Below are 18,394 nucleotides of genomic sequence, written 5' to 3'. Positions count from 1 at the left end.
TTGGCCCCCATGGCGTCGCCGATCATCGACTTCCTGCTCACCCGCAATTCCGCGCCGATCCCCGATCTCAAGGAGCCGGCGCCAAGCGATGCCGATATCGCCACGATGATCGCGGCCGCCTCGCGCGTTCCTGACCATGGCCGGCTCGAGCCCTGGCGCTTCATCCTCTATCGCGGCGAGGCGCGGATCGAGATCGGCAAGAAGCTGGCGGCGCTCGCCGAACAGCGCGAGGGGCCGCTGCCGGAAGGCCGGCGCAACCAGGAGCTCGCGCGCTTCTCGCGCGCGCCGCTGGTGATCGGCGTGGTGTCGGTGCCTAAGGAGAATCCGAAAATCCCGCAATGGGAGATGTTCCTGTCCGGCGGAATGGCGGCTATGAACCTGATGATCGCGGCCAATGCGCTGGGCTATGGCACCAACATGATCAGCAACTGGTATTCCGACGTTGCGGAGGGCAGGGCGATCCTCGGGCTCTCGCCGCAGGAGCGCGTCATCGGTTTCGTCCATATCGGCTCCTATCAGGGACCGGCGCCGGAGCGGCCGCGGCCTGATCCGGCGACGCTCTATGCCGATTACACCGGGCCCTGGGCCGGATAGCGCGATGTTCTACGAGCCCTCGAAGGGACATGGCCTGCCGCATGATCCCTCCAAAGCGATCGTGGCGCCGCGTCCGATCGGATGGATATCGACATTGAACAGGGCCGGTGAGATCAACCTCGCGCCCTATTCCTTCTTCAACGCCTTTTCGACGCGGCCATTCATCGTCTGGTTCTCGTCCGAAGGCGCCAAGGACAGCGCCACCTTCGCCGAAGAGACGGGCGAGTTCGTCGCCAATCTGGTCAGCCGCGAACTGGCGCAAAAGATGAACCGCACCGCGGTCGACGCGCCGCGCGGCGTCAGCGAATTCGGCTATGCCGGCCTCGCCATAGCGCCGTCACGCCTTGTCGCGCCGCCGCGCGTGGCCGAGGCGCCCGCGGCGCTGGAGTGCAAGGTGACGGAAATCCTGCGGCCAAAGGCGCTGGACGGGTCTGAGACCGGCGCGATCGTCGTTGCCGGCGAGGTTGTTGGCGTTCACATCGACGATGCCTATCTCAAGGACGGCCAGTTCGACATTGTCAGGGCCGGAAATGTCGGCCGTCTCGGCTATATGGACTACGCCAGCGTCAATGAGATTTTCTCGATGCGCCGGCCGCGCTGGGGCAAGGACTAGCCGCCTGAAAAGGAGGTCCCCATGATAGCGAGATTGATCCTTCAGACATTCGTGTGGTTCGGCATCATGGCGGCGGTGCTGTTCTTGTCGGCAGGCACGCTGCATTGGGCCGGAGCCTGGGTGTACACAGTCGTAATGGTCGCGCTAAGCCTTACCATGGGCGTGGCGCTCGCCCGACGCGATCCCGGTCTCATGAATGAGCGGCTGAGCCCGCCGATCCAGAAAAATCAGCCGCCGGCGGACAAGATCCTGCTCAGTATCTTGCTGTTGGCCATTTTCGGCTGGCTGGCTCTGATGGGGCTCGACATCCGCTACGGCTGGTCGACGGTTCCATCGTGGGTGCAAGCGGTCGGCGCGCTCGTGCTGCTGCTCAGCATCTGGATCTGCTACTTGACGATGCTGGAGAACAGTTTTGCCGCGCCGGTGGTCAAGATCCAGGATGAGCGCGGCCAGCAGGTGATCACGACCGGCCCGTACAGCTATGTCCGCCATCCGATGTATGCCGGCGCCATTCTGTTCTTCGCCGGCACGGCGCTGCTGCTCGGCTCCTGGTGGGGCGTGGTGTCGGTGCTGTTCTTCGCCGTGCTGCTCGCCATCCGCACTTTCATCGAGGAGGGCGCGTTGCGGACCGGATTGCGCGGCTATGACGACTATGCCGCAAAGGTCCGCTACCGGCTGATTCCGATGGTCTGGTAGCCGCTCGCGGACTCAGACCGAAATCCCAGCTGCCTTGGCCCGCGCCAACATCCGTTCGGCCAGGCGCAGATGCGGCCGGTCATACATCTTGCCGCCGATGCCGACGACGCCGGGATTTCCGGCAGCCGCGAAGGCGTCGACGATCGCCTGCGACCGCTCGACCGCCTCGGCAGATGGCGTGAAAGCGGCGTTGATGACCGGCACCTGCGCCGGATGGATTGCCATCTTGCCGGTAAAGCCGTCGCGCTCGGCCTCGCGGCATTCCTTCTCGAACGCTTCCATGTCGCGGAAGTCCGGGAAGACGGTGTCGATGGCGGCTACCTCGGCCGCGCCGGCGGCCAGGATGGTCATGGTGCGGGCGAGGCGGAAGACGTCGGTGTAGCGGCCGCTCTCGTCGCGCGCCGATCGCGCGCCGATCGCCGCCGACAGGTCCTCGGCGCCCCAGGTCAGGCCGGCAAGCCGCGCGCTCGCCCCGGCATAGCTCGCTGCCGCCAGCACCCCGGCCGCGGTTTCGGTGATGATCGGCAGGATTCTCATGGCGCCGTCCGGCAGGCCGCTTTCGGCTTCGCGGACGCGAAGCTTCGCCGCCAGATGCTGGACGTCCTGGCCGCTGTTCGACTTCGGCAGCATGATGCCGTCAGGTTTCACTGGAACCAGCGCCGCAAGGTCGTCGTCGGTCAGGCCCGTCGAAAGATCGTTGACCCGCACATAGACGGCGGGGCCTGTCTTTTGCCTCTGACTCGCGATGAAGCCCGCCGCGATCGCGCGTGCCGCCGCCTTGTTGGCGGCAGCCACGGAATCCTCCAGATCGACGATGATCACGTCGGCGTCGGCGCCGAAGCCTTTCTCCAGCTTGCGCTCGGAATCGCCTGGAACGAAGAGCAGCGAGCGCATCAGGCGGGCTTCTTCAGCATCATCGCCTGCCTGGTGCATTTGGCGACAAGCACGTCGCTCTGGTTGTAGGCGCGATGCTCGAACTCGACGATGCCGCGATCGGGCTTCGATTTGGATTCGCGCAGCGAAACCACCGTGGTCTCGACCCGGATGGTGTCGCCATGGAAGACCGGATGCGGAAAGATGGTCTCCTTCATGCCGAGATTGGCGACGGTCGTGCCGACGGTGATGTCGTTCACTGAAATGCCGATCATCAGGCCGAGCGTGAACAGCGAGTTGACCAGCGGCTTGCCCCATTCGGTCTTCGCGGCGAAGTCGAAATCGATATGCAAGGGCTGCGGGTTCAGCGTCATCACCGAAAACAGCATGTTGTCGCTTTCGGTGACGGTCTTGCGCAGCGTGTGCTGGAAGACATGGCCGACGACGAACTCTTCGAGATAAAGTCCGGCCATGATCATCTCCTCCGCTTGGAGCGGTGATAGGCGCTGCCCGCCGCGCTCGCAAGCCAGTTAATAAACATGGTGAACCGTTCGTAAACCATTTCCAGATTACCGTTTCCAGCGGGGCCGGAACATTCCGGCAAGGGGCGTGGCTGGTCGGCATGGTTGTTTCGCATTTTCTGAAGTGGATCGACACGGCAAGGGTTTCCGAGCGCGCGGCCGCAGCCAGCGCACTGGCGCGGGCTTACGTCAATTCCGACTTGCCGTTCGAGGATCGCTGCGCCGCCGAAGCCGCGCTGACGTTTTTGCTGGACGATGCTTCCTCGAAAGTCCGTCTGGCGCTCGCCGAGGCGCTGTCGATGAGCCATCATGCGCCGCCGCAGGTGATCAGCGCCTTGGCCTCGGATCAGCCGGAAGTCGCGGCGCTCGTGCTGGCGCGTTCGCCGCTGCTTACCGATGCCGATCTGGTCGAGCGCGTTGCCAGCGGCCAGAAGGCGACGCAGAAGCTGATCGCCAACCGGCCGGTCGTCTCGATGGCGCTGGCGGCCGCGATCGCCGAGATCGGCGAGCCTGAAGCCTGTGCCGTGTTGGTCGCCAACAGCGGCGCCGAGATCGCCTCGCTGAGCTTTCGCCGCATAGCCGAACGGCACGGCCATCTGGCGCTGGTGCGCGAGGCGCTGATCGCCGATCAGCGTTTGCCCGCCGACTGCCGGCACATGCTGCTGGTCAAGCTCGGCGACACACTGAAAGGCTCGCCGCTGGTGCTGGCGATGATGGGCGCCGCCCGCGCCGACCGCGTGATGCGCGACGCCTGCGTGAAGGCTTCGGTGACGCTGATCGAGGGAACGCGCATGGAGGAACATGCCGCCCTGATCGAGCATCTGAGGCTGCGCGGCGACCTTACCGCCAGCTTCATCATCCGCACGATCGCGCATGGCAAGGTCGACTTCTTCGGCTCGACTCTGGTGGCTTTGGCCCAGCAGTCCGAGCAGCGGGTAACGGCGCTGCTCGCCGGCGGCCACGACGTGGCGCTGCAGGCGCTGTTCCGCAGCGCCGGGCTAGCGCCGGCAACGCATGGCATCATCCTGCGCGCGCTGAAAATCTGGCGCGAGGTGGCCAATGGCCGGCGCGTCGCCGGCGTGCAGGAAGTCAGCTGGCTGATGCTGAAGGAGCTCGGCGGACAGACGGCCGAAGGCGATCTCGCGGGGTTGGTGAAGTCGATCCATCTCGACGCACTGCGCGAGAATGCCCGGGGTCATGCGCTGGCGATCGCAGCGGCATAAGAGCTAGCCGCGTCCCTTCGCAAAGAAATCCGGATGATCTTCCATCGCCGCTGCGATAATGCGCAGCGAGGCGGCGATCTGCAGCATTTCGAACCGGTCGCTGCGCTCGGCAATGGTGGCCGCGTATTGCCTTGCGACGGCGATGGTTGCGGTCTGGGGCTCGCCCGGCCTGCGGAACAGCAATTCGCGGGCCAGGCCGCGCAGGAAGTTGGCGATGGATTCCGCCGTTTCGCGCGGGACAATGGAGTTCAGCTGTGCATTGCGCAGCCTGAGCACTTCCAGTCCGACGGTAACGGCGGCGATGCTGCCGGCCAGCATCGGATCGCCCTTGCGGCCCGTCTGCTGTACCTGGGGCATCAGCTGGTTGATCCGGTCATAGGCCAGGCTTTCGAAGGCGAGGCGGCGCGGTATGCGCTCGTGCAGGCAAAGCCTCGCCAGATCCTCGCGCATCGCCTGGGCGATGCGCTCGACGGTGACCCAGGGATTGGCCGGCAGCACGACGATGAAGACGCCGATGGCGATCAGGATGCCGACCAGGATCGAGGCAGAGCCTGCGAAGAACGGGCCGGGATCGTAGGTCATCTGCTGGTGCGGGCTAAGGAAAGCTAGGAAGTTGATGGCGAAAGCGGTGGCGACGCCGACATAGCGCGGATTGGCCATGCCGAGCGCGGCGGGCACCATGATCGGCACGACGAACAGCATGAACCAGCCGAAGCCGTGCAGCGCCGGCAGCGCGACCTGGCCGACCAGGAAGGCAAAGGGCAGCGCGATCAGCGTTCCGGTGAAGAAACCCCAGGCCGACTGCACCGGATCGGGGCGTGATGCGAAGAGGCTCGAGACAACGGAAACGAGGATGACGGTGCCGGCGGCTTCCGACCATTTGGTCGTCAGCCAGAAGATGGCAACCAAAAGCGTGGCGAGTGCGGCCCGTATGGCGTTGCGCCATGCGGCCCGATGGTCGCGGTGCACGACCAGCGCCGGCTGGCCGCGCTCGCGCGATCGTGCGGACACTGGCGAGCGAAGCGCCTCCAGCCCGCGCATGACCTGCTTCAGCGCTTCGGCGAAGTCGCCGGCGATGGTGAGGCGGGTGATGGTGCCGAGCTTGTCCTCGTCGTCGGGGAGGCTTGGCATTTCCTTTGCCTTGCCGGCGATCGCGTCGAGCCGCGCCACCCAGGGGCCGGTGTCGTCGAGCGCGCCGGGCGTGGCCGCCAATTCTCCAACGAATGCCTTCAGTTCGCTGCGCATCGGGATAAGCGCGGCGTTCTTCGGCCGGCGATGGCTGTGCAGCGCGCGCGCGGCCGAAAGCGCCCACAGAAGCTGGCCGATCGTGCGGCGCACCGGATGGGCGCGGGTGGCGAGGCTCGGCGCCTCCAACCTGGCATAGGTGCGCATCTCGGCAAGTGTCTGCGCATCAGTGATCAGCTTGCGCTGGAGCGTGGCCAGGCTTGCCGGATCGCCGTCGGCAAAGGCCCCGCCGGCATATTCGGCGAGATCGATTATGCTGCGCTTCAGCCGTGAGATGATGGCATCCGCGGCAAGCTTCGGCAGGATCAGGCGGCTGGTGACGCCGGCGCAGACGATGCCGATGACGATCTCGGCGCAGCGCGCGACGGCCAGGTCGACGACGGCATGCGGCTGGCCGAAGGCCGGCAGGGCGATGATCATCGCCGTATAGCCGGCAAGGGCCGCGCCATAGGCTTCCGGGTTGCGCAGCAAGGACGACACCAGCGTGCAGACGCCGATCCACAGCGCCAGGATCGTGACCAGCAGCCACGGATTTGTGCCGAACAACGATGTGATGCCGACCGCCGCGAGGCCGCCGGCCAGCGTGCCGATCAGCCGGTAAAAGCCCTTCGCCAGCACCATGCCGGCGACAGGCTGGGCGACGATGAACACCGTCATCATCGCCCATTGCGGGTGGTCCAGTTTCAGGGCGTAAGCAGCAAGCAGCGCGATCAGTCCGGCCGAAACCGTGCGGAGCGCGAAAATCCAGTCCGAACGGGTCGGCTGCGTCAGACCGCTTAACGGTGTCTCGACAAGCTCTCTCAGGCGCGTCCAGGTCACATTCGTCTCCGTACCGGAGCCTTTATGGACCAGACGGCGATCAGATATCCAGCACGTCCGTCTCGGCGAATTCGGCGCGCTCCTGGATGAAGCGGAAGCGGGCTTCGGGCTTGGTGCCCATCAACGCGTCGACGGCGTCCTTGGTCGCCTGCTCGTGCTCGGCTTCGTTCACGTCGACCCTGAGAAGCGTGCGCTTCTTCTGGTCCATCGTGGTCTCCTTGAGCTGCGAGGCCATCATCTCGCCAAGGCCCTTGAAGCGGCCGATCTCGACCTTGCCGCGGCCGGTAAACTCAGTGCGCAAAAGCTCGTCCTTATGCGCGTCGTCGCGCGCATAGGCGACCTTGCCGCCCTGCCTGATCGAATAGAGCGGCGGCACCGCCATATAGAGATGGCCGCCACGGATCAGGTTCGGCATCTCCTGGTAGAAGAAGGTGATCAAAAGCGAGGCGATGTGGGCGCCGTCGACGTCGGCGTCGGTCATGATGATCACGCGGTCGTAGCGCAAATCCTCGTCGCGGTATTTCGAGCGCGTGCCGCAGCCCAGCGCCTGGATCAGGTCGGAAATCTGCTGGTTGGCGGCCAGCTTGTCGTTGCCGGCGCTGGCGACGTTGAGGATTTTTCCGCGCAGCGGCAGTACCGCCTGGCTGGCGCGGTCGCGCGCCTGCTTGGCCGAGCCGCCGGCCGAGTCGCCCTCGACGATGAACAGTTCGGCGCCGGCGGCCGCGTTCTGCGTGCAGTCGGCGAGCTTGCCCGGAAGGCGCAGCTTGCGCACCGCGCTCTTGCGCGAGACTTCCTTCTCCTGGCGGCGGCGCACGCGCTCGTCGGCGCGCGCGATCACCCATTCGAGCAGCTTCGAAGCCTCCTGCGGATTGTCGGCCAGCCAATGGTCGAACGGATCGCGCAAGGCGGTTTCGACGATGCGCATCGCCTCGATCGTGGCCAGCTTGTCCTTGGTCTGGCCGACGAACTCCGGCTCGCGGATGAACACCGACAGCATGCCGGCGGCCGAGATCATCACGTCGTCGGTGGTGATGATCGAGGCACGTTTGTTGCCGATCAGATCGGCATAGCCACGCAGGCCCCGCGTCAGCACATTGCGGAAGCCGGCCTCGTGCGTGCCTCCTTCGGCCGTCGGAATGGTGTTGCAATAGGAATTCAAGAACCCGTCGCCACCGAACCAGGTGACGGCCCATTCGAGCGATCCATGGCCGCCCTGCTTGTCGCTTTTTCCGGCGAAAACCTCGCGCGTGACCTGGAATTCGTCGCCGAGCGTCGCCTTCAGATAGTCCTTGAGGCCGCCGGGGAAATGGAACTCGGCCTTAGCCGGGGTCGGATCCTTCTCTTTGATCAGCGACGGATCGCAGCTCCAGCGGATCTGCACGCCGCCGAACAGGTAGGCTTTCGAGCGCGCCATGCGGTACAGCCGCGCCGGCTCGAATTTGGCGCCTTTGCCGAAAATCTGCTCGTCGGGATGGAAGCGGGTTTTGGTGCCGCGGCGGTTGTGCACTTCGCCAAGATGCTCCAGGCCGCTGACCGGAACGCCGCGGGAAAACCTTTGACGGTAGAGTTGACGACCCCGCGCGACTTCGACCTCGAGATGGTCCGACAGCGCGTTTACGACCGAAACGCCGACGCCGTGCAAACCGCCGGAGGTCTCGTAGGCCTTGCCATCGAACTTGCCGCCCGAATGCAGCACCGTCATGATGATTTCGAGAGCGGGTTTCTTGTATTTCGGATGCGGATCGATCGGGATGCCGCGGCCATTGTCGGTGACGGTCAGGAAGCCGTCCGCCGAAAGCTCGACATCGATGAAGGTGGCATGGCCGGCGACCGCCTCGTCCATCGAGTTGTCGATGACCTCGGCGAAGAGATGGTGCATCGCCTTGTCGTCGGTGCCGCCGATATACATGCCTGGACGCCGGCGCACCGGCTCCAGCCCTTCCAGCACTTCGATGTCGGCGGCGCTGTAGCCCTCGCTGCCATCGCGGACGGCCGTCGAACGCTTGGCGGCCTGGACGAGCGGATCGGCCGGACGCGAGGATGCGCGCGCCTGCTGGGGCTGCTTTTCCCGGTCGCCGAAAAGATCGCTTGTGTCGTCCATGCTGGCCATTCAGTCCAATAGTGCGAATCAGTGCTCGATACTGCCACGCTTTTGGCGGGCGAACGAGGTTCCTGTTCCGTTCAGGGATCAAACTGTCTCTTAATGCAAAACCATTCGATAACCAAGCCGGCTGAAATAGGGCAACCGGAGCATGCCGGGATTCCTGATTCTTTAACAATGAAGCCTAATGTGAGCCACAACTAACAAAAGACCACGGGCGTCAGGGGTTTCGTTGTGAGGGGCAGGGCCATAACCATGATCGGCATCGCCGCCGTCGTCGGCGCGATCTCGATCTTTGCCGCCGACTTCTGGGTCAAGAGCCAGGCGAAAGCCCAGCCCGAGGTCAAGGTCGTCACTGTCGAAGCGCCGCGGCAGCCCAAAGTCGAGTTCAAGACCATCGTGGTGGCAAGCGCGGCGCTGCGCTACGGGATGGAACTCGACAAGTCGCAGCTCGCCGAAATTCCGTGGCCGCAGGATGCGCTGCCGCAGGGCGCTTTCCCGACCATCGACAAGCTGCTTGGCGATGGCAGCCGGGTGGTGCTGTCGCCGATCGAGGTCAACGAGCCGGTGCTGCTGACCAAGCTGTCGGGGCCGAACGGCCGCGCCACACTTTCCAACAAATTGTCGCCGGGCATGCGCGCCGTCACCATCCGCACCGACGAGATCGCCGGCGTCGGCGGCTTCATCACGCCGGGAGACCGGGTCGATGTCGTCCTGACGCGCGACGCAGGCGATATCCAGGAAGTGGCCAAGAACGCGCAAGGTGCCGCCGGTTCGACGGTCACCTCCGAAGTCGTCGTTTCCGACGCAAAGGTACTTTCGGTCGGGCAGGGCACGGACGAACGCAAGACGGAGCCGCAGGTCGCCAATTCGGTGACCCTCGAGGTGACCAACGAGGGAGCTCAGAAGGTGGCGCTTGCCCGCACCGTCGGCAGCCTGTCGCTGTCGTTGCGCTCGGCGGCCGATGCCAGCGCCAGCAATGGCGGCCTCACGACGATCTCGTCCTTCGGCGGCTCGGTCGCCGCAAACGCGCAGGCGAGCGCCGCCTCGCTGGTCAACGCGGTGACGAAGGAATCCGACGAGCCGAAATTCAAGACAGTGATCGTGACCCGCGGCGAAAAGGTCGAGGAATACAAGGTTCCTTCGCCGGAACCGCCGCAGGAACAGCAGCAATAGCCGGTGGGGACCGGTCGGGGACGGGACAGATGATTGGGCTTAATGCATTTCGCACGACCAGAGGGTGGCGCCTTCTCGGCGCGATCGCGCTGGCGCTGGCCATGCTTGGTTTCGCCGCGCCGGCGAGCGCGGACAACGACATCGTCTATGTTTCGGCGAACAAGAACGCCTCGATCAAGGTGGCCAAGGGCAAGCCGAAGACGATCATGACGAGCGCGGCCTTCTACCAGATCGTCATCGGTGATCCGGAGATCGCCAACGTCAACCCGCTGACCGACAAGTCATTCTATGTGCTCGGCAACAATCTGGGCACAACCGGCATCGCGCTGTTCGACCAGAACAAGCAGCTTGTCGGCACCATCGACATCGAGGTGACGCTGGATACCGACCAGTTGGCCAGCACCATCCGCGCCAGCGTGCCCGACGCCAAGATCAAGGTCGGCTCGGCAAACGGCCGCGTCGTGCTATCGGGCGAGGCCGACGACGCGGTCGCGGCAGACAAGGCGAGCAAGATCGCGTCGCGCTTTTCCGGCAACGAGGAAGTGATCAACTCGGTCAACATCTCGTCCTCGCAGCAGGTGCAGCTCAATGTCCGCTTCGTCGAGATCAACCGCCAGGCGGGTCAGGACCTGGGCGCCAAATACGGCGCCAATTTCGCCTATGGCATCGGCAACCGCAAAGTCGTGCTGAATCCGGATGGCGCAGACGTACCGACCGCCGGGACGGGCGAGATCATCGGCAGCCTGCTGTCGAACGGCGTTTCGATCGACATCGCCATCAAGGCGCTGGAAGAACGCGGCCTGGCGCGGCGACTGGCGGAGCCGAACCTGATCGCACGTTCGGGGCAGACGGCGAGCTTCCTCGCCGGCGGCGAGTTCCCGATCCCGGTTTCGGAAGACAACGGCAAGATCAGTGTCACCTACAAGAAATACGGTGTCGGCCTCGATTTCACGCCGACGGTGCTGAAGGACGGGCTGGTCAGCCTCGACATCGCGCCGGAAGTGTCCTCAATCGACCCGTCCGCTTCCATCCAGGTCAGCAGCGGCATTTCCATTCCGGCCTTCATCGTGCGCCGCGCCAGGACATCGATCGACCTCAAGAACGGCCAGAGCTTCATGATCGCCGGCCTCCTGCAGTCGCAAAACGACATCACGACGTCGCGGGTGCCGGGGATAGGCAAGCTGCCGGTGCTCGGGCCGCTGTTTTCCTCGAAATCCTATCAGCGGCGCGAGACGGACCTGGTCATCATCGTCACGCCCTATCTGGTGAAGCCGGTCGATCCGTCGAAGAAGATGGTCGAGCCGACCGACGGCACGCGCCCGGCCAGCAATGTCGACTATTTCCTCAACAACACAGAGGAAGAGGATGCCTCGGCGGCAAAGCGCCCGGTGTCGGTCGCCGACAGCGGCGCTAGGCCCGTCGCCGCGACGACGTCCGGTCATTTCCTCGATCTGCCGAAGGACTGAGGCCATGCGCATCGCTTCCTGCATCGTTCTCTTGTTGACCGGCTTCGCCGGCGGCTGCACCAGCGACGACTATATCCGCACCGAGGGGGTGACACCGGCGGCAGGCAACGCGCAGGCGTCCAACACCGTCATGCAGATGGTCGACCCCTGGAAATACGGCGTGCAGAACACCCGGCTTCTGGTGCCGGCACAGCGCCCGGGTTCCGAGACCGCTGCCGTCGGTGCGAAGGCCGCCTCTTCGCCGTCGACGACATCATCATCGTCAACGACAACGGACTGATGGGCTGACGGCGATGGCATCTGGCACCAAGACCAAGAAGATCCTGCTTGTCTCCACGGACAGGGCGTTCTTGCAGGAAACGCGGACGGCTTTCGCCGCCTCCGAGATCATCGAGCTTCTGACGCTGGAAAAGAGCATCAACGAGCTTCGCGGCGAAGTTCTCGAAGCGGATTTCGGCGCCCTCATCGTCGACATGGATGCAGCGAAGCTCGAGGAGATCGAGTCGCTGCAGCGCGTCATGCGCCGGCTCGAAGGACGAATTCCTGTGGTTGTCGTCACCCAGGAGTTCAATGCGGCGGCGGTGCGAATCCTGGTGCAGCTCAAGGTCGCCGATTTCCTGGTCAAGCCGATCACAACAGCCGATCTCGTGCGTTCCGTCATCCGTGCGCTGCAAGGTCCGGGGCGCGAAGAGAACACGGAATCGCACATCTATACCTTCATGCCGGCAGCGGGTGGTGTCGGCACCACCACGCTTGCGCTGCAGACCGCCTTTCAACTGCATAATTCGGTGACGCGCGGCGCCTCGACCTGCGTGGTCGACCTCAACTTCCAGCAGGGTGCCTGCGCCGAATATCTCGACCTCGAACCGCGTTTCGACATCACCGAAATCGAGAACCAACCGGAGCGCCTCGACCGGCAGTTGCTGGACGTGATGCTGTCCAAGCATGCGAGCGGGCTCTGCGTGCTCGCCGCGCCAACGCGTCCGTCCGAAATGCGTTCGTTCAAGACCGATGTCGTGGTGCGTATGCTCGACCTCGTCGCGGCCTATTTCGACAATGTCGTCATCGACATGCCGCGCACCTGGTTTCCCTGGACCGAAACGGTGCTGCTCGGCTCCAACAAGCTCTATATCGTGGCCGAGATGACGGTGCCTTGCCTGCGCCACACGCAGCGTCTCATCCAGGCGGTGTATGAGACTGTCGGCAAGGAAGTGAAGCCCAACGTCATCGTCAACCGCTTCGAGCAGAAGATGTTCGACACCGGCATCAAGCAGGCCGATGTCCAGGACATTCTCGGCGAGCATTTCGTCGGCGGCATCTCCAACAACTATAGGCTGGTGCGCGAGGCCGTCGACCGCGGCGTGCCGCTGCACGACATCGATCCGAACGCCAATGTCGTCAACGATCTGAAGAAGATCATCCTGCCCGAGGAAGCCGTCCAGACCACGGTCAAGTCGAAGTCGCTGTTCGGCCTCGGCAAGGGCCTGCTCAAGAGGAAGGCAGGATGAATACCCGCTTCTCCAACCTGCAGAACCGCGACGCGCATCCGCAGCGGGCGCCCGAACCGGCGCCCGTCCAGCATGCCGCCGTGATCATCCCGACCACCCGCAAGCCCACCGCGCCGAAACCCGAGGCCGTGCAGCAGAAAAGTACCAACAAGGTGCTCGACGCGCGCGTGCGAATCCACCGCATGCTGCTCGAGGAGATCAACCTCGTGGCGCTGGAGCGGCTGCCGAGGGACGAGATGCGGCGCCAGGTGCACGACTTCGTCTCGGAAAAGACGCGCGAGGAGCGCATGGCGATCAACATCGCCGAACTCGACGGGCTGGTCGACGATATCGTCGACGAGATGGTCGGCCTGGGCCCGCTCGAGCCGCTGCTCAAGGATCCCGAGATCAACGACATCCTGATCAACGGCCACCGGAACTGCTTCGTCGAAAAGCGCGGCAAGCTGCAGCAGGTCCACATTCCGTTTAAGGACGAGGCGCATCTGTTGCGCATCATCAACAAGATCGTCGCCGCCGTCGGCCGCCGCGTCGATGAATCGCAGCCGATGGTCGACGCCCGCATGCTCGACGGCTCGCGCTTCAACGCCGCCATCCGCCCCGTTGGCGTCGACGGGCCGCTGGTGTCTATCCGCAAATTCTCCAAGAACAAGCTCGGCCTGCACAAGCTGGTCGAATTCGGCGCCATCACGCAGAACATGGCCGAAGTGCTGGCGGCGGCGGTGCATGCGCGCAAGACCACCATCATCTCCGGCGGCACCGGCACCGGCAAGACGACGATGCTGAACGCGCTGTCGGCCTTCATTCCGGAAGACGAACGCCTGATCACCATCGAGGACGCGGCCGAACTGCAGCTACAGCAGCCGCATGTCGCGCGCATGGAAACGCGCCCGGCCAACATCGAGGGCCATGGCGAGCTCAAGCAGCGCGATCTGGTCAAGAACGCGCTGCGCATGCGTCCCGATCGCGTCATCCTCGGCGAGTGCCGCGGCGAAGAAGCCTTCGACATGCTGCAGGCGATGAACACCGGCCATGAAGGCTCGATGGCGACCATCCACGCCAACACGCCGCGCGACGCCATCTCGCGTCTCGAACAGATGCTCGGCATGACCGGCATGCCGATGACGGTGCAGTCGATCCGCAGCCAGATCTCCAGCGCCATCGACATCATCGTGCAGCTGACGCGCCTGTCTGACGGCAAGCGCAAGGTGACCAGTGTCGCCGAAGTGACCGGCATGGAAGGCGACGTCATCCAGATGCAGGAGATATTCCGCTTCGTGCGCACCGGCATGGAGGCGGACGGCAAGATCCTCGGCCATTTCGAGGCGACGGGCATCCGCCCGCGCTTCCTCGAGGACCTGCGCAATATGGGCATCGAATTCCCGGGCAAGTATTTCGAACCCGGCCGGCCGCAGGACTAGGCCGGTGTTCGAGGGATTCAGCCCCGTCTATGTTGTCTACGCCGCAGCGGCGCTCACCGGCATCATGATCGCCGAGGGGCTGTTTCTGCTCTATGCCGGTCGCAGCGACAAACGCACGGCGATCAACCGCCGCATGAAGCTGGCGGAAAACAAGATCAGCCAGGAACAGGTACTGATCCAGCTGCGCAAGGAACGCGGACTGGAAGGCGGCGGCTCGATGTTCTCGCTCGACCGCTTCCGCACGCTGCGAACCCAGTCCGGCATGGTGATGCCGCAGTCCAAGTTCCTGACGATCACCTCGGGCATCGCCGCGGCGATAGCGCTGGCGGCGATCTTCAAGGGCTTGTCGCTGTTGTACGGCCTGGTCCTGTTTCTCGTGCTGGTCCCGGTGCTGCCGGTGATGGCCATGCGCTCGATGCGCAAGCGCCGGCACAAGCGGTTCGGCATGCAATTGCCGGAGGCGCTGGAGTTGATCACGCGCGGCCTCAAGGCCGGCCATCCGGTGCCGGTGGCGATCGCCATGGTCTCGCGCGAAATGGCCGATCCGATCGGCACCGAGTTCGGCGTCGTCGCCGACGAAGTGACCTACGGCTCGGATCTGGTCTCGGCGCTGAACAATCTGTTCGACCGGGTGGGCCATGAGGACCTGCCGCTGTTCGTCACCGCGGTGTCGATCCAGACCAGCTCAGGCGGCAACTTACGCGAAATCCTCGACGGTCTGTCCGTGACGATCCGCGACCGTGGCAAGCTGCGCCGCAAGGTGCGCGCCATCTCGACGGAAGGGCGCATGTCGGCCTACATCCTGACCGCGGTGCCGGTGCTTCTGTTCACCGCCATCATGGTGCTGATGCCGCAGTTCTATCGCGATGTCTGGGACGTGCCGAAGACCTGGTACATGCTGGGCGGCTCCATCTTTTGGCTGATGCTCGGCAACGCCATCATGTTCAAGATGTCGAATTTCAGGTTCTGAGATGGAAGACATCATCCGCTTTCTCGCTTCGCTCGCGCCGACATCGATGATGCCGGTGGCCGTGGTGCTTCTGGTGCTGGGCGGCGGCGCGGTCGCCTGGCCGCTGGTGCTTGCCAGGGGCGACCGCGGCGAGGTCAAGCGCCGGCTGAAGGTCGAGGTGATGCAGCCGGCCGAGCAGGCCGAGCCGGCGCCGAAGAAGAACACCAATGTCGTGCGCGAGAAGGCGTTGAAACGCGCGCAGGAATTCTATGCCAAGAGCGACCCGGAAAATGTCGCAAGGCTGCGCATGAAGCTTATCCAGGCCGGCTATATGGAGCCGCGCGCCGTCGGCATGTTCTTCCTGATCCGTTTCTCAACGCTGATCGGTGCGGCACTTGGGGCGTTCCTCGTCAATCGCTGGGCGGCCAGCGCCGATTCGACCATGACCAGCCGCTGGGCGTTCGTGATCCTTTCGGGGGCCGGCGGCTATTTTCTGCCGGGCCTGGTGCTGACACAGAAGGTGCGGGAGAAGATGCGGGAGTACCGCAACGGCTTTCCCGACTTCATGGATCTGATGATCGTATGCTCCGATGCCGGCATGAGCATGGAGGCCGGCATCGAGCGGGTCTCCAGGGAACTCGCCAGGACATACCCGTCGCTGAGCCAGAACCTCGTGCTGGTGTCGCTGGAATTGCGCGCCGGCCGCAGCCTCGACGACGCGCTGAAGGCGCTTGCCGACCGCCTCAGCCTCGACGAGGTGCGTTCCTTCGCCACGCTCCTGCAGCAGTCCAAGGAGCTAGGCACCAGCCTGTCGGGCTCGCTGCGCGTCTTTTCCGACGAAATGCGGCACAAGCGCATGTCGCTGGCCGAGGAGAAGGCGCATGCCTTGCCGGCCAAGATGTCGGTGCCGGTGACGGTCTGCATCCTGCCGGTGGTGCTGATGGTCGCCATTATTCCGATCATCGTGAAGCTGACGGCGCACTAGGATTCAGGTGAGGCCGGCCTGCAAATGGCGGCTTCCTGCGCTTCCGGTGCTCACGTACTTTAAGTACGCTCCGCTCCGGTTCTCGAAATCCACCCAGTTTGGTCGCTTCGCGCCCGTCTTCGACTCCGACTCGGCCTGACCTGAATCCAAGTATGGCGCTGGTTAATGCATTCTTGGCGCGCAACCGAAATTTAGCTGCATTTCGGCACCGAAGCTTAATCGCTCTCCTGTAGGCTCCTTTCCTGAAGAACGACCCGGCAAATCGGGCGATGGGGCAGGGGCATGCGTCAGAGATTTCCCAAGGCAGCGGTGGCGTTGGCAGCCGTCTTGATGATCACGGGCTGTACGACCAACAACGCCAGCAACAGCGTCGACAACACCAAGACCACCGCGATCCAGCCGGTGGCCAAGGATGTCAGCGCGGACGATCTGACGGAGGGCAAGGCGCAATTCCGCGAAGCGAATTTCGGCCTCGCCGAACAGCATTTCCGCAAGGCGGTCGAGCTCAAATCCGACAATGCCGAGGCCTGGATGGGGCTTGCCGCTTCCTATGACGAACTCGGCCGTTTCGACTTCGCCGACCGCGCCTACGCGCAGTTGCTGAAGGTCGCCGGGCGCAAGCCGCAGATCGTCAACAATATGGGCTATTCGCAGCTCCTGCGCGGCAACAAGAAAAAGGCGCGCGCGCTGCTGCTCGAGGCCAGGGCCGGCATGGCCGACCCGACAGTGGTCAACGCCAATCTGGCGCTGCTCGACAAGGGCTGATCCGTTCGCTTGCGTGCATCGTCGCCGGATTTCAGCGGGCATATCGACGCTTTGTAAACCCTGTGCCGAGGTAGCCCCGGGGCATCTGCCGAAAACGGTTTGCTCAGGCTAGCGGCAGCATACATTGAGCAGACGGCAACTCCCAAGAGGCTGTTCTTAACCGATGTTGGATTTCAGCTCGCTTCTGCTTGCGGCGGCGCTGTCGGGCACATGCCTCAGCGTCACCATGTTTGCGATCTGGTTCACCGCGCCACGCGCACGGTTCGTGCCGACTGTCGCATGCGGCATCCTCGTGCTCGTCGCCCATGTCGTGCTGTTCTGGCGCTACACCAAGGAGGCCAGCCCCTGGCTCTGCCAGATCGTGCTGGCGCTGCTAAGTGTCGGTTTCCTCGTCATTTGCCTGTCGGCAATGCAGTATCTCGGCGTACGCAACTATCGTCGCGCTATCGTGCCGGCGCTGGCGGCAATGGCGCTCTGCGCCCTGGTCACCTATCTCGGTTTTGACGGCGTCGGCTTCCTGATCACCTATTCGACGGTGACGGCACTGCTTGCGGCGATCGGGGCGATGTTCTGGATGGAGGGAGACCACGATCGCCGGATCCTGCTCGTCGTCTCGTTGCTGAGCGGCGTTTGCGGTCTGTCCTTCGCGCTTTGCGGCGCCGTTCTTCTGGTCAACGGGCAGTGGACGATCGGGGGCGCGCCCGACAATTGGGCCGAGCGGCTGAATTCCGTCGTGTCGGTTGCCTGCATGACCGTGCTGGGCGCGCTGACGCTGTCGCTGCATCATCTGCAGGCGCATCTCGAACTCAAGGCCGAGACCATGACCGATCCGCTGACCGGGTTGATGAACCGGCGCGCCTTGACCACGCTATTCGGCGAACGAAGCTTCGGTCCGTTCATGGCGATCGCGATGTTCGATCTCGACCACTTCAAGAGAACCAACGACGTTTACGGGCATCCGGTCGGCGACCTGGTGCTGTGCCGCTTCGCGTCGGTGGTCAAGAAATACGGCCGCACCGGGGTCGACGCGTTCCGGCTGGGGGGCGAAGAGTTCGCGCTCGTCCTATCGCGCATGACGCCGGAGAAAGCGCATGACACCGCAAGCCGGATCGGCGTCGCCTTCGGCACCGAAATCGTCTCCACTCATCTCGGCCCGCTGCGCAGCACCGTCAGCGGCGGCATGGGCTTCGGCAATGCCGCCGGCCGGCCGTTGGATGAGGTGCTGGCGGAAGCGGACGCGGCGCTCTACGAGGCCAAACGCGGTGGGCGCAACCGCGTCATTGTCCAAAACCGGCCCGATGCGGGGCTGGTCCTGAAAACCGCCTGAAGAACGTCAGCGGGATAGAGCGTTTTCACGGAAACGGTCAAACGCTCTATCTCTTTGTCTTACGCAATTCCGGACGGAAGGCTACGGCGAAGTCGCCGAGCCCAACCGCTCACAC

The 18,394-nt window shown here is 64.1% G+C and carries 17 protein-coding genes; 13 read left to right on the top strand and 4 right to left on the bottom strand.

Annotation, left to right across the window (positions count from 1 at the left end; all coding sequences use genetic code 11):
* Positions 1–9: 9 nt before the first annotated feature.
* The 3 genes from FJ988_RS05345 to FJ988_RS05335 are packed head-to-tail and all read left to right on the top strand — an operon-like array spanning position 10 to position 1,903.
* Positions 10–594: a nitroreductase gene (locus FJ988_RS05345; protein ID WP_140815714.1), complete on the top strand. Its 585-nt coding sequence runs from the start codon at positions 10–12 to the stop codon at positions 592–594.
* Between the two features lie 4 nt (positions 595–598).
* Positions 599–1,207 (top strand): flavin reductase family protein, encoded by a 609-nt coding sequence (locus FJ988_RS05340; RefSeq protein ID WP_140815713.1) that lies wholly within the window; start codon positions 599–601, stop codon positions 1,205–1,207.
* 21 nt (positions 1,208–1,228) lie between these two features.
* A complete protein-coding gene (locus FJ988_RS05335) occupies positions 1,229–1,903 on the top strand; it encodes an isoprenylcysteine carboxylmethyltransferase family protein (RefSeq protein WP_140815712.1) in 675 nt (224 codons plus the stop codon).
* Between the two features lie 12 nt (positions 1,904–1,915).
* Here FJ988_RS05335 and FJ988_RS05330 read toward each other — a convergent pair whose 3' ends face one another.
* Complete coding sequence (locus tag FJ988_RS05330) at positions 1,916–2,797, bottom strand: CoA ester lyase (protein ID WP_140815711.1); 882 nt, start codon at positions 2,795–2,797, stop codon at positions 1,916–1,918.
* Positions 2,797–3,249, bottom strand: a complete 453-nt coding sequence (locus FJ988_RS05325) for a MaoC family dehydratase (protein ID WP_140815710.1) — start codon at positions 3,247–3,249, stop codon at positions 2,797–2,799. The genes FJ988_RS05330 and FJ988_RS05325 overlap by 1 nt, the downstream gene beginning before the upstream one ends.
* Positions 3,250–3,398: 149 nt before the next feature.
* On the opposite strand from FJ988_RS05325, the gene FJ988_RS05320 reads away from it, so the two are divergent.
* Positions 3,399–4,520, top strand: coding sequence for a DUF2336 domain-containing protein (locus FJ988_RS05320; protein ID WP_140815709.1), 1,122 nt, complete (start codon positions 3,399–3,401; stop codon positions 4,518–4,520).
* Positions 4,521–4,523: 3 nt separating this feature from the next.
* On the opposite strand, the gene FJ988_RS05315 is transcribed toward FJ988_RS05320, so the two are convergent.
* Both FJ988_RS05315 and parE read right to left on the bottom strand, forming a co-directional pair.
* A complete protein-coding gene (locus FJ988_RS05315; protein WP_140815708.1) occupies positions 4,524–6,584 on the bottom strand; it encodes an FUSC family protein in 2,061 nt (686 codons plus the stop codon).
* A gap of 40 nt (positions 6,585–6,624) precedes the next feature.
* The gene (gene parE / locus FJ988_RS05310) at positions 6,625–8,685 is read right to left on the bottom strand and encodes a DNA topoisomerase IV subunit B (protein WP_140815707.1); all 2,061 of its coding nucleotides are present in this window, start codon (positions 8,683–8,685) and stop codon (positions 6,625–6,627) included.
* A gap of 255 nt (positions 8,686–8,940) precedes the next feature.
* On the opposite strand from parE, the gene cpaB reads away from it, so the two are divergent.
* The 9 genes from cpaB to FJ988_RS05265 all read left to right on the top strand — a co-directional run bounded on the left by cpaB (position 8,941) and on the right by FJ988_RS05265 (position 18,279).
* Entirely contained in the window at positions 8,941–9,861 is a 921-nt protein-coding gene (gene cpaB / locus FJ988_RS05305; protein WP_140815706.1) for a Flp pilus assembly protein CpaB, read from the top strand.
* A 29-nt stretch (positions 9,862–9,890) separates the two neighbouring features.
* Positions 9,891–11,327: a type II and III secretion system protein family protein gene (locus FJ988_RS05300; RefSeq protein WP_140815705.1), complete on the top strand. Its 1,437-nt coding sequence runs from the start codon at positions 9,891–9,893 to the stop codon at positions 11,325–11,327.
* Positions 11,328–11,331: 4 nt separating this feature from the next.
* The gene (locus FJ988_RS05295; protein ID WP_140815704.1) at positions 11,332–11,607 is read left to right on the top strand and encodes a hypothetical protein; all 276 of its coding nucleotides are present in this window, start codon (positions 11,332–11,334) and stop codon (positions 11,605–11,607) included.
* A gap of 13 nt (positions 11,608–11,620) precedes the next feature.
* On the top strand, positions 11,621–12,835 hold the full coding sequence (locus tag FJ988_RS05290) for a response regulator/pilus assembly protein (protein ID WP_140815703.1): 1,215 nt from the start codon (positions 11,621–11,623) through the stop codon (positions 12,833–12,835).
* A complete protein-coding gene (locus tag FJ988_RS05285) occupies positions 12,832–14,253 on the top strand; it encodes a CpaF family protein (RefSeq protein ID WP_140815702.1) in 1,422 nt (473 codons plus the stop codon). Before FJ988_RS05290 ends, FJ988_RS05285 begins: the two co-directional genes overlap by 4 nt.
* A 4-nt stretch (positions 14,254–14,257) precedes the next feature.
* A complete protein-coding gene (locus FJ988_RS05280) occupies positions 14,258–15,223 on the top strand; it encodes a type II secretion system F family protein (RefSeq protein ID WP_140815701.1) in 966 nt (321 codons plus the stop codon).
* A gap of 1 nt (position 15,224) precedes the next feature.
* Positions 15,225–16,187: a type II secretion system F family protein gene (locus FJ988_RS05275; protein ID WP_140815700.1), complete on the top strand. Its 963-nt coding sequence runs from the start codon at positions 15,225–15,227 to the stop codon at positions 16,185–16,187.
* Between the two features lie 282 nt (positions 16,188–16,469).
* Complete coding sequence (locus FJ988_RS05270) at positions 16,470–16,952, top strand: hypothetical protein (RefSeq protein WP_140815699.1); 483 nt, start codon at positions 16,470–16,472, stop codon at positions 16,950–16,952.
* A gap of 163 nt (positions 16,953–17,115) precedes the next feature.
* The gene (locus tag FJ988_RS05265) at positions 17,116–18,279 is read left to right on the top strand and encodes a GGDEF domain-containing protein (protein WP_140815698.1); all 1,164 of its coding nucleotides are present in this window, start codon (positions 17,116–17,118) and stop codon (positions 18,277–18,279) included.
* Positions 18,280–18,394 lie beyond the last annotated feature (115 nt).

The sequence above is a fragment of the Mesorhizobium sp. CU3 genome (assembly GCF_006442965.1).
Taxonomy (GTDB): domain Bacteria; phylum Pseudomonadota; class Alphaproteobacteria; order Rhizobiales; family Rhizobiaceae; genus Mesorhizobium.
Note: the sequence above shows the minus strand (reverse complement) of the source record. Positions and strands in the feature narration are given on the sequence as shown.

Excerpts from the sequence above, each read along its gene's own strand:
- FJ988_RS05345 (WP_140815714.1), top strand. The coding sequence starts at position 10 with ATGGCGTCGCCGATCATCGACTTCCTGCTCACCCGCAATTCCGCGCCG.
- FJ988_RS05340 (WP_140815713.1), top strand. The coding sequence starts at position 599 with ATGTTCTACGAGCCCTCGAAGGGACATGGCCTGCCGCATGATCCCTCC.
- FJ988_RS05335 (WP_140815712.1), top strand. The coding sequence starts at position 1,229 with ATGATAGCGAGATTGATCCTTCAGACATTCGTGTGGTTCGGCATCATG.
- FJ988_RS05330 (WP_140815711.1), bottom strand. The coding sequence starts at position 2,797 with ATGCGCTCGCTGCTCTTCGTTCCAGGCGATTCCGAGCGCAAGCTGGAG.
- FJ988_RS05325 (WP_140815710.1), bottom strand. The coding sequence starts at position 3,249 with ATGGCCGGACTTTATCTCGAAGAGTTCGTCGTCGGCCATGTCTTCCAG.
- FJ988_RS05320 (WP_140815709.1), top strand. The coding sequence starts at position 3,399 with ATGGTTGTTTCGCATTTTCTGAAGTGGATCGACACGGCAAGGGTTTCC.
- parE (WP_140815707.1), bottom strand. The coding sequence starts at position 8,685 with ATGGACGACACAAGCGATCTTTTCGGCGACCGGGAAAAGCAGCCCCAG.
- cpaB (WP_140815706.1), top strand. The coding sequence starts at position 8,941 with ATGATCGGCATCGCCGCCGTCGTCGGCGCGATCTCGATCTTTGCCGCC.
- FJ988_RS05300 (WP_140815705.1), top strand. The coding sequence starts at position 9,891 with ATGATTGGGCTTAATGCATTTCGCACGACCAGAGGGTGGCGCCTTCTC.
- FJ988_RS05295 (WP_140815704.1), top strand. The coding sequence starts at position 11,332 with ATGCGCATCGCTTCCTGCATCGTTCTCTTGTTGACCGGCTTCGCCGGC.
- FJ988_RS05290 (WP_140815703.1), top strand. The coding sequence starts at position 11,621 with ATGGCATCTGGCACCAAGACCAAGAAGATCCTGCTTGTCTCCACGGAC.
- FJ988_RS05285 (WP_140815702.1), top strand. The coding sequence starts at position 12,832 with ATGAATACCCGCTTCTCCAACCTGCAGAACCGCGACGCGCATCCGCAG.
- FJ988_RS05275 (WP_140815700.1), top strand. The coding sequence starts at position 15,225 with ATGGAAGACATCATCCGCTTTCTCGCTTCGCTCGCGCCGACATCGATG.
- FJ988_RS05270 (WP_140815699.1), top strand. The coding sequence starts at position 16,470 with ATGCGTCAGAGATTTCCCAAGGCAGCGGTGGCGTTGGCAGCCGTCTTG.
- FJ988_RS05265 (WP_140815698.1), top strand. The coding sequence starts at position 17,116 with ATGTTGGATTTCAGCTCGCTTCTGCTTGCGGCGGCGCTGTCGGGCACA.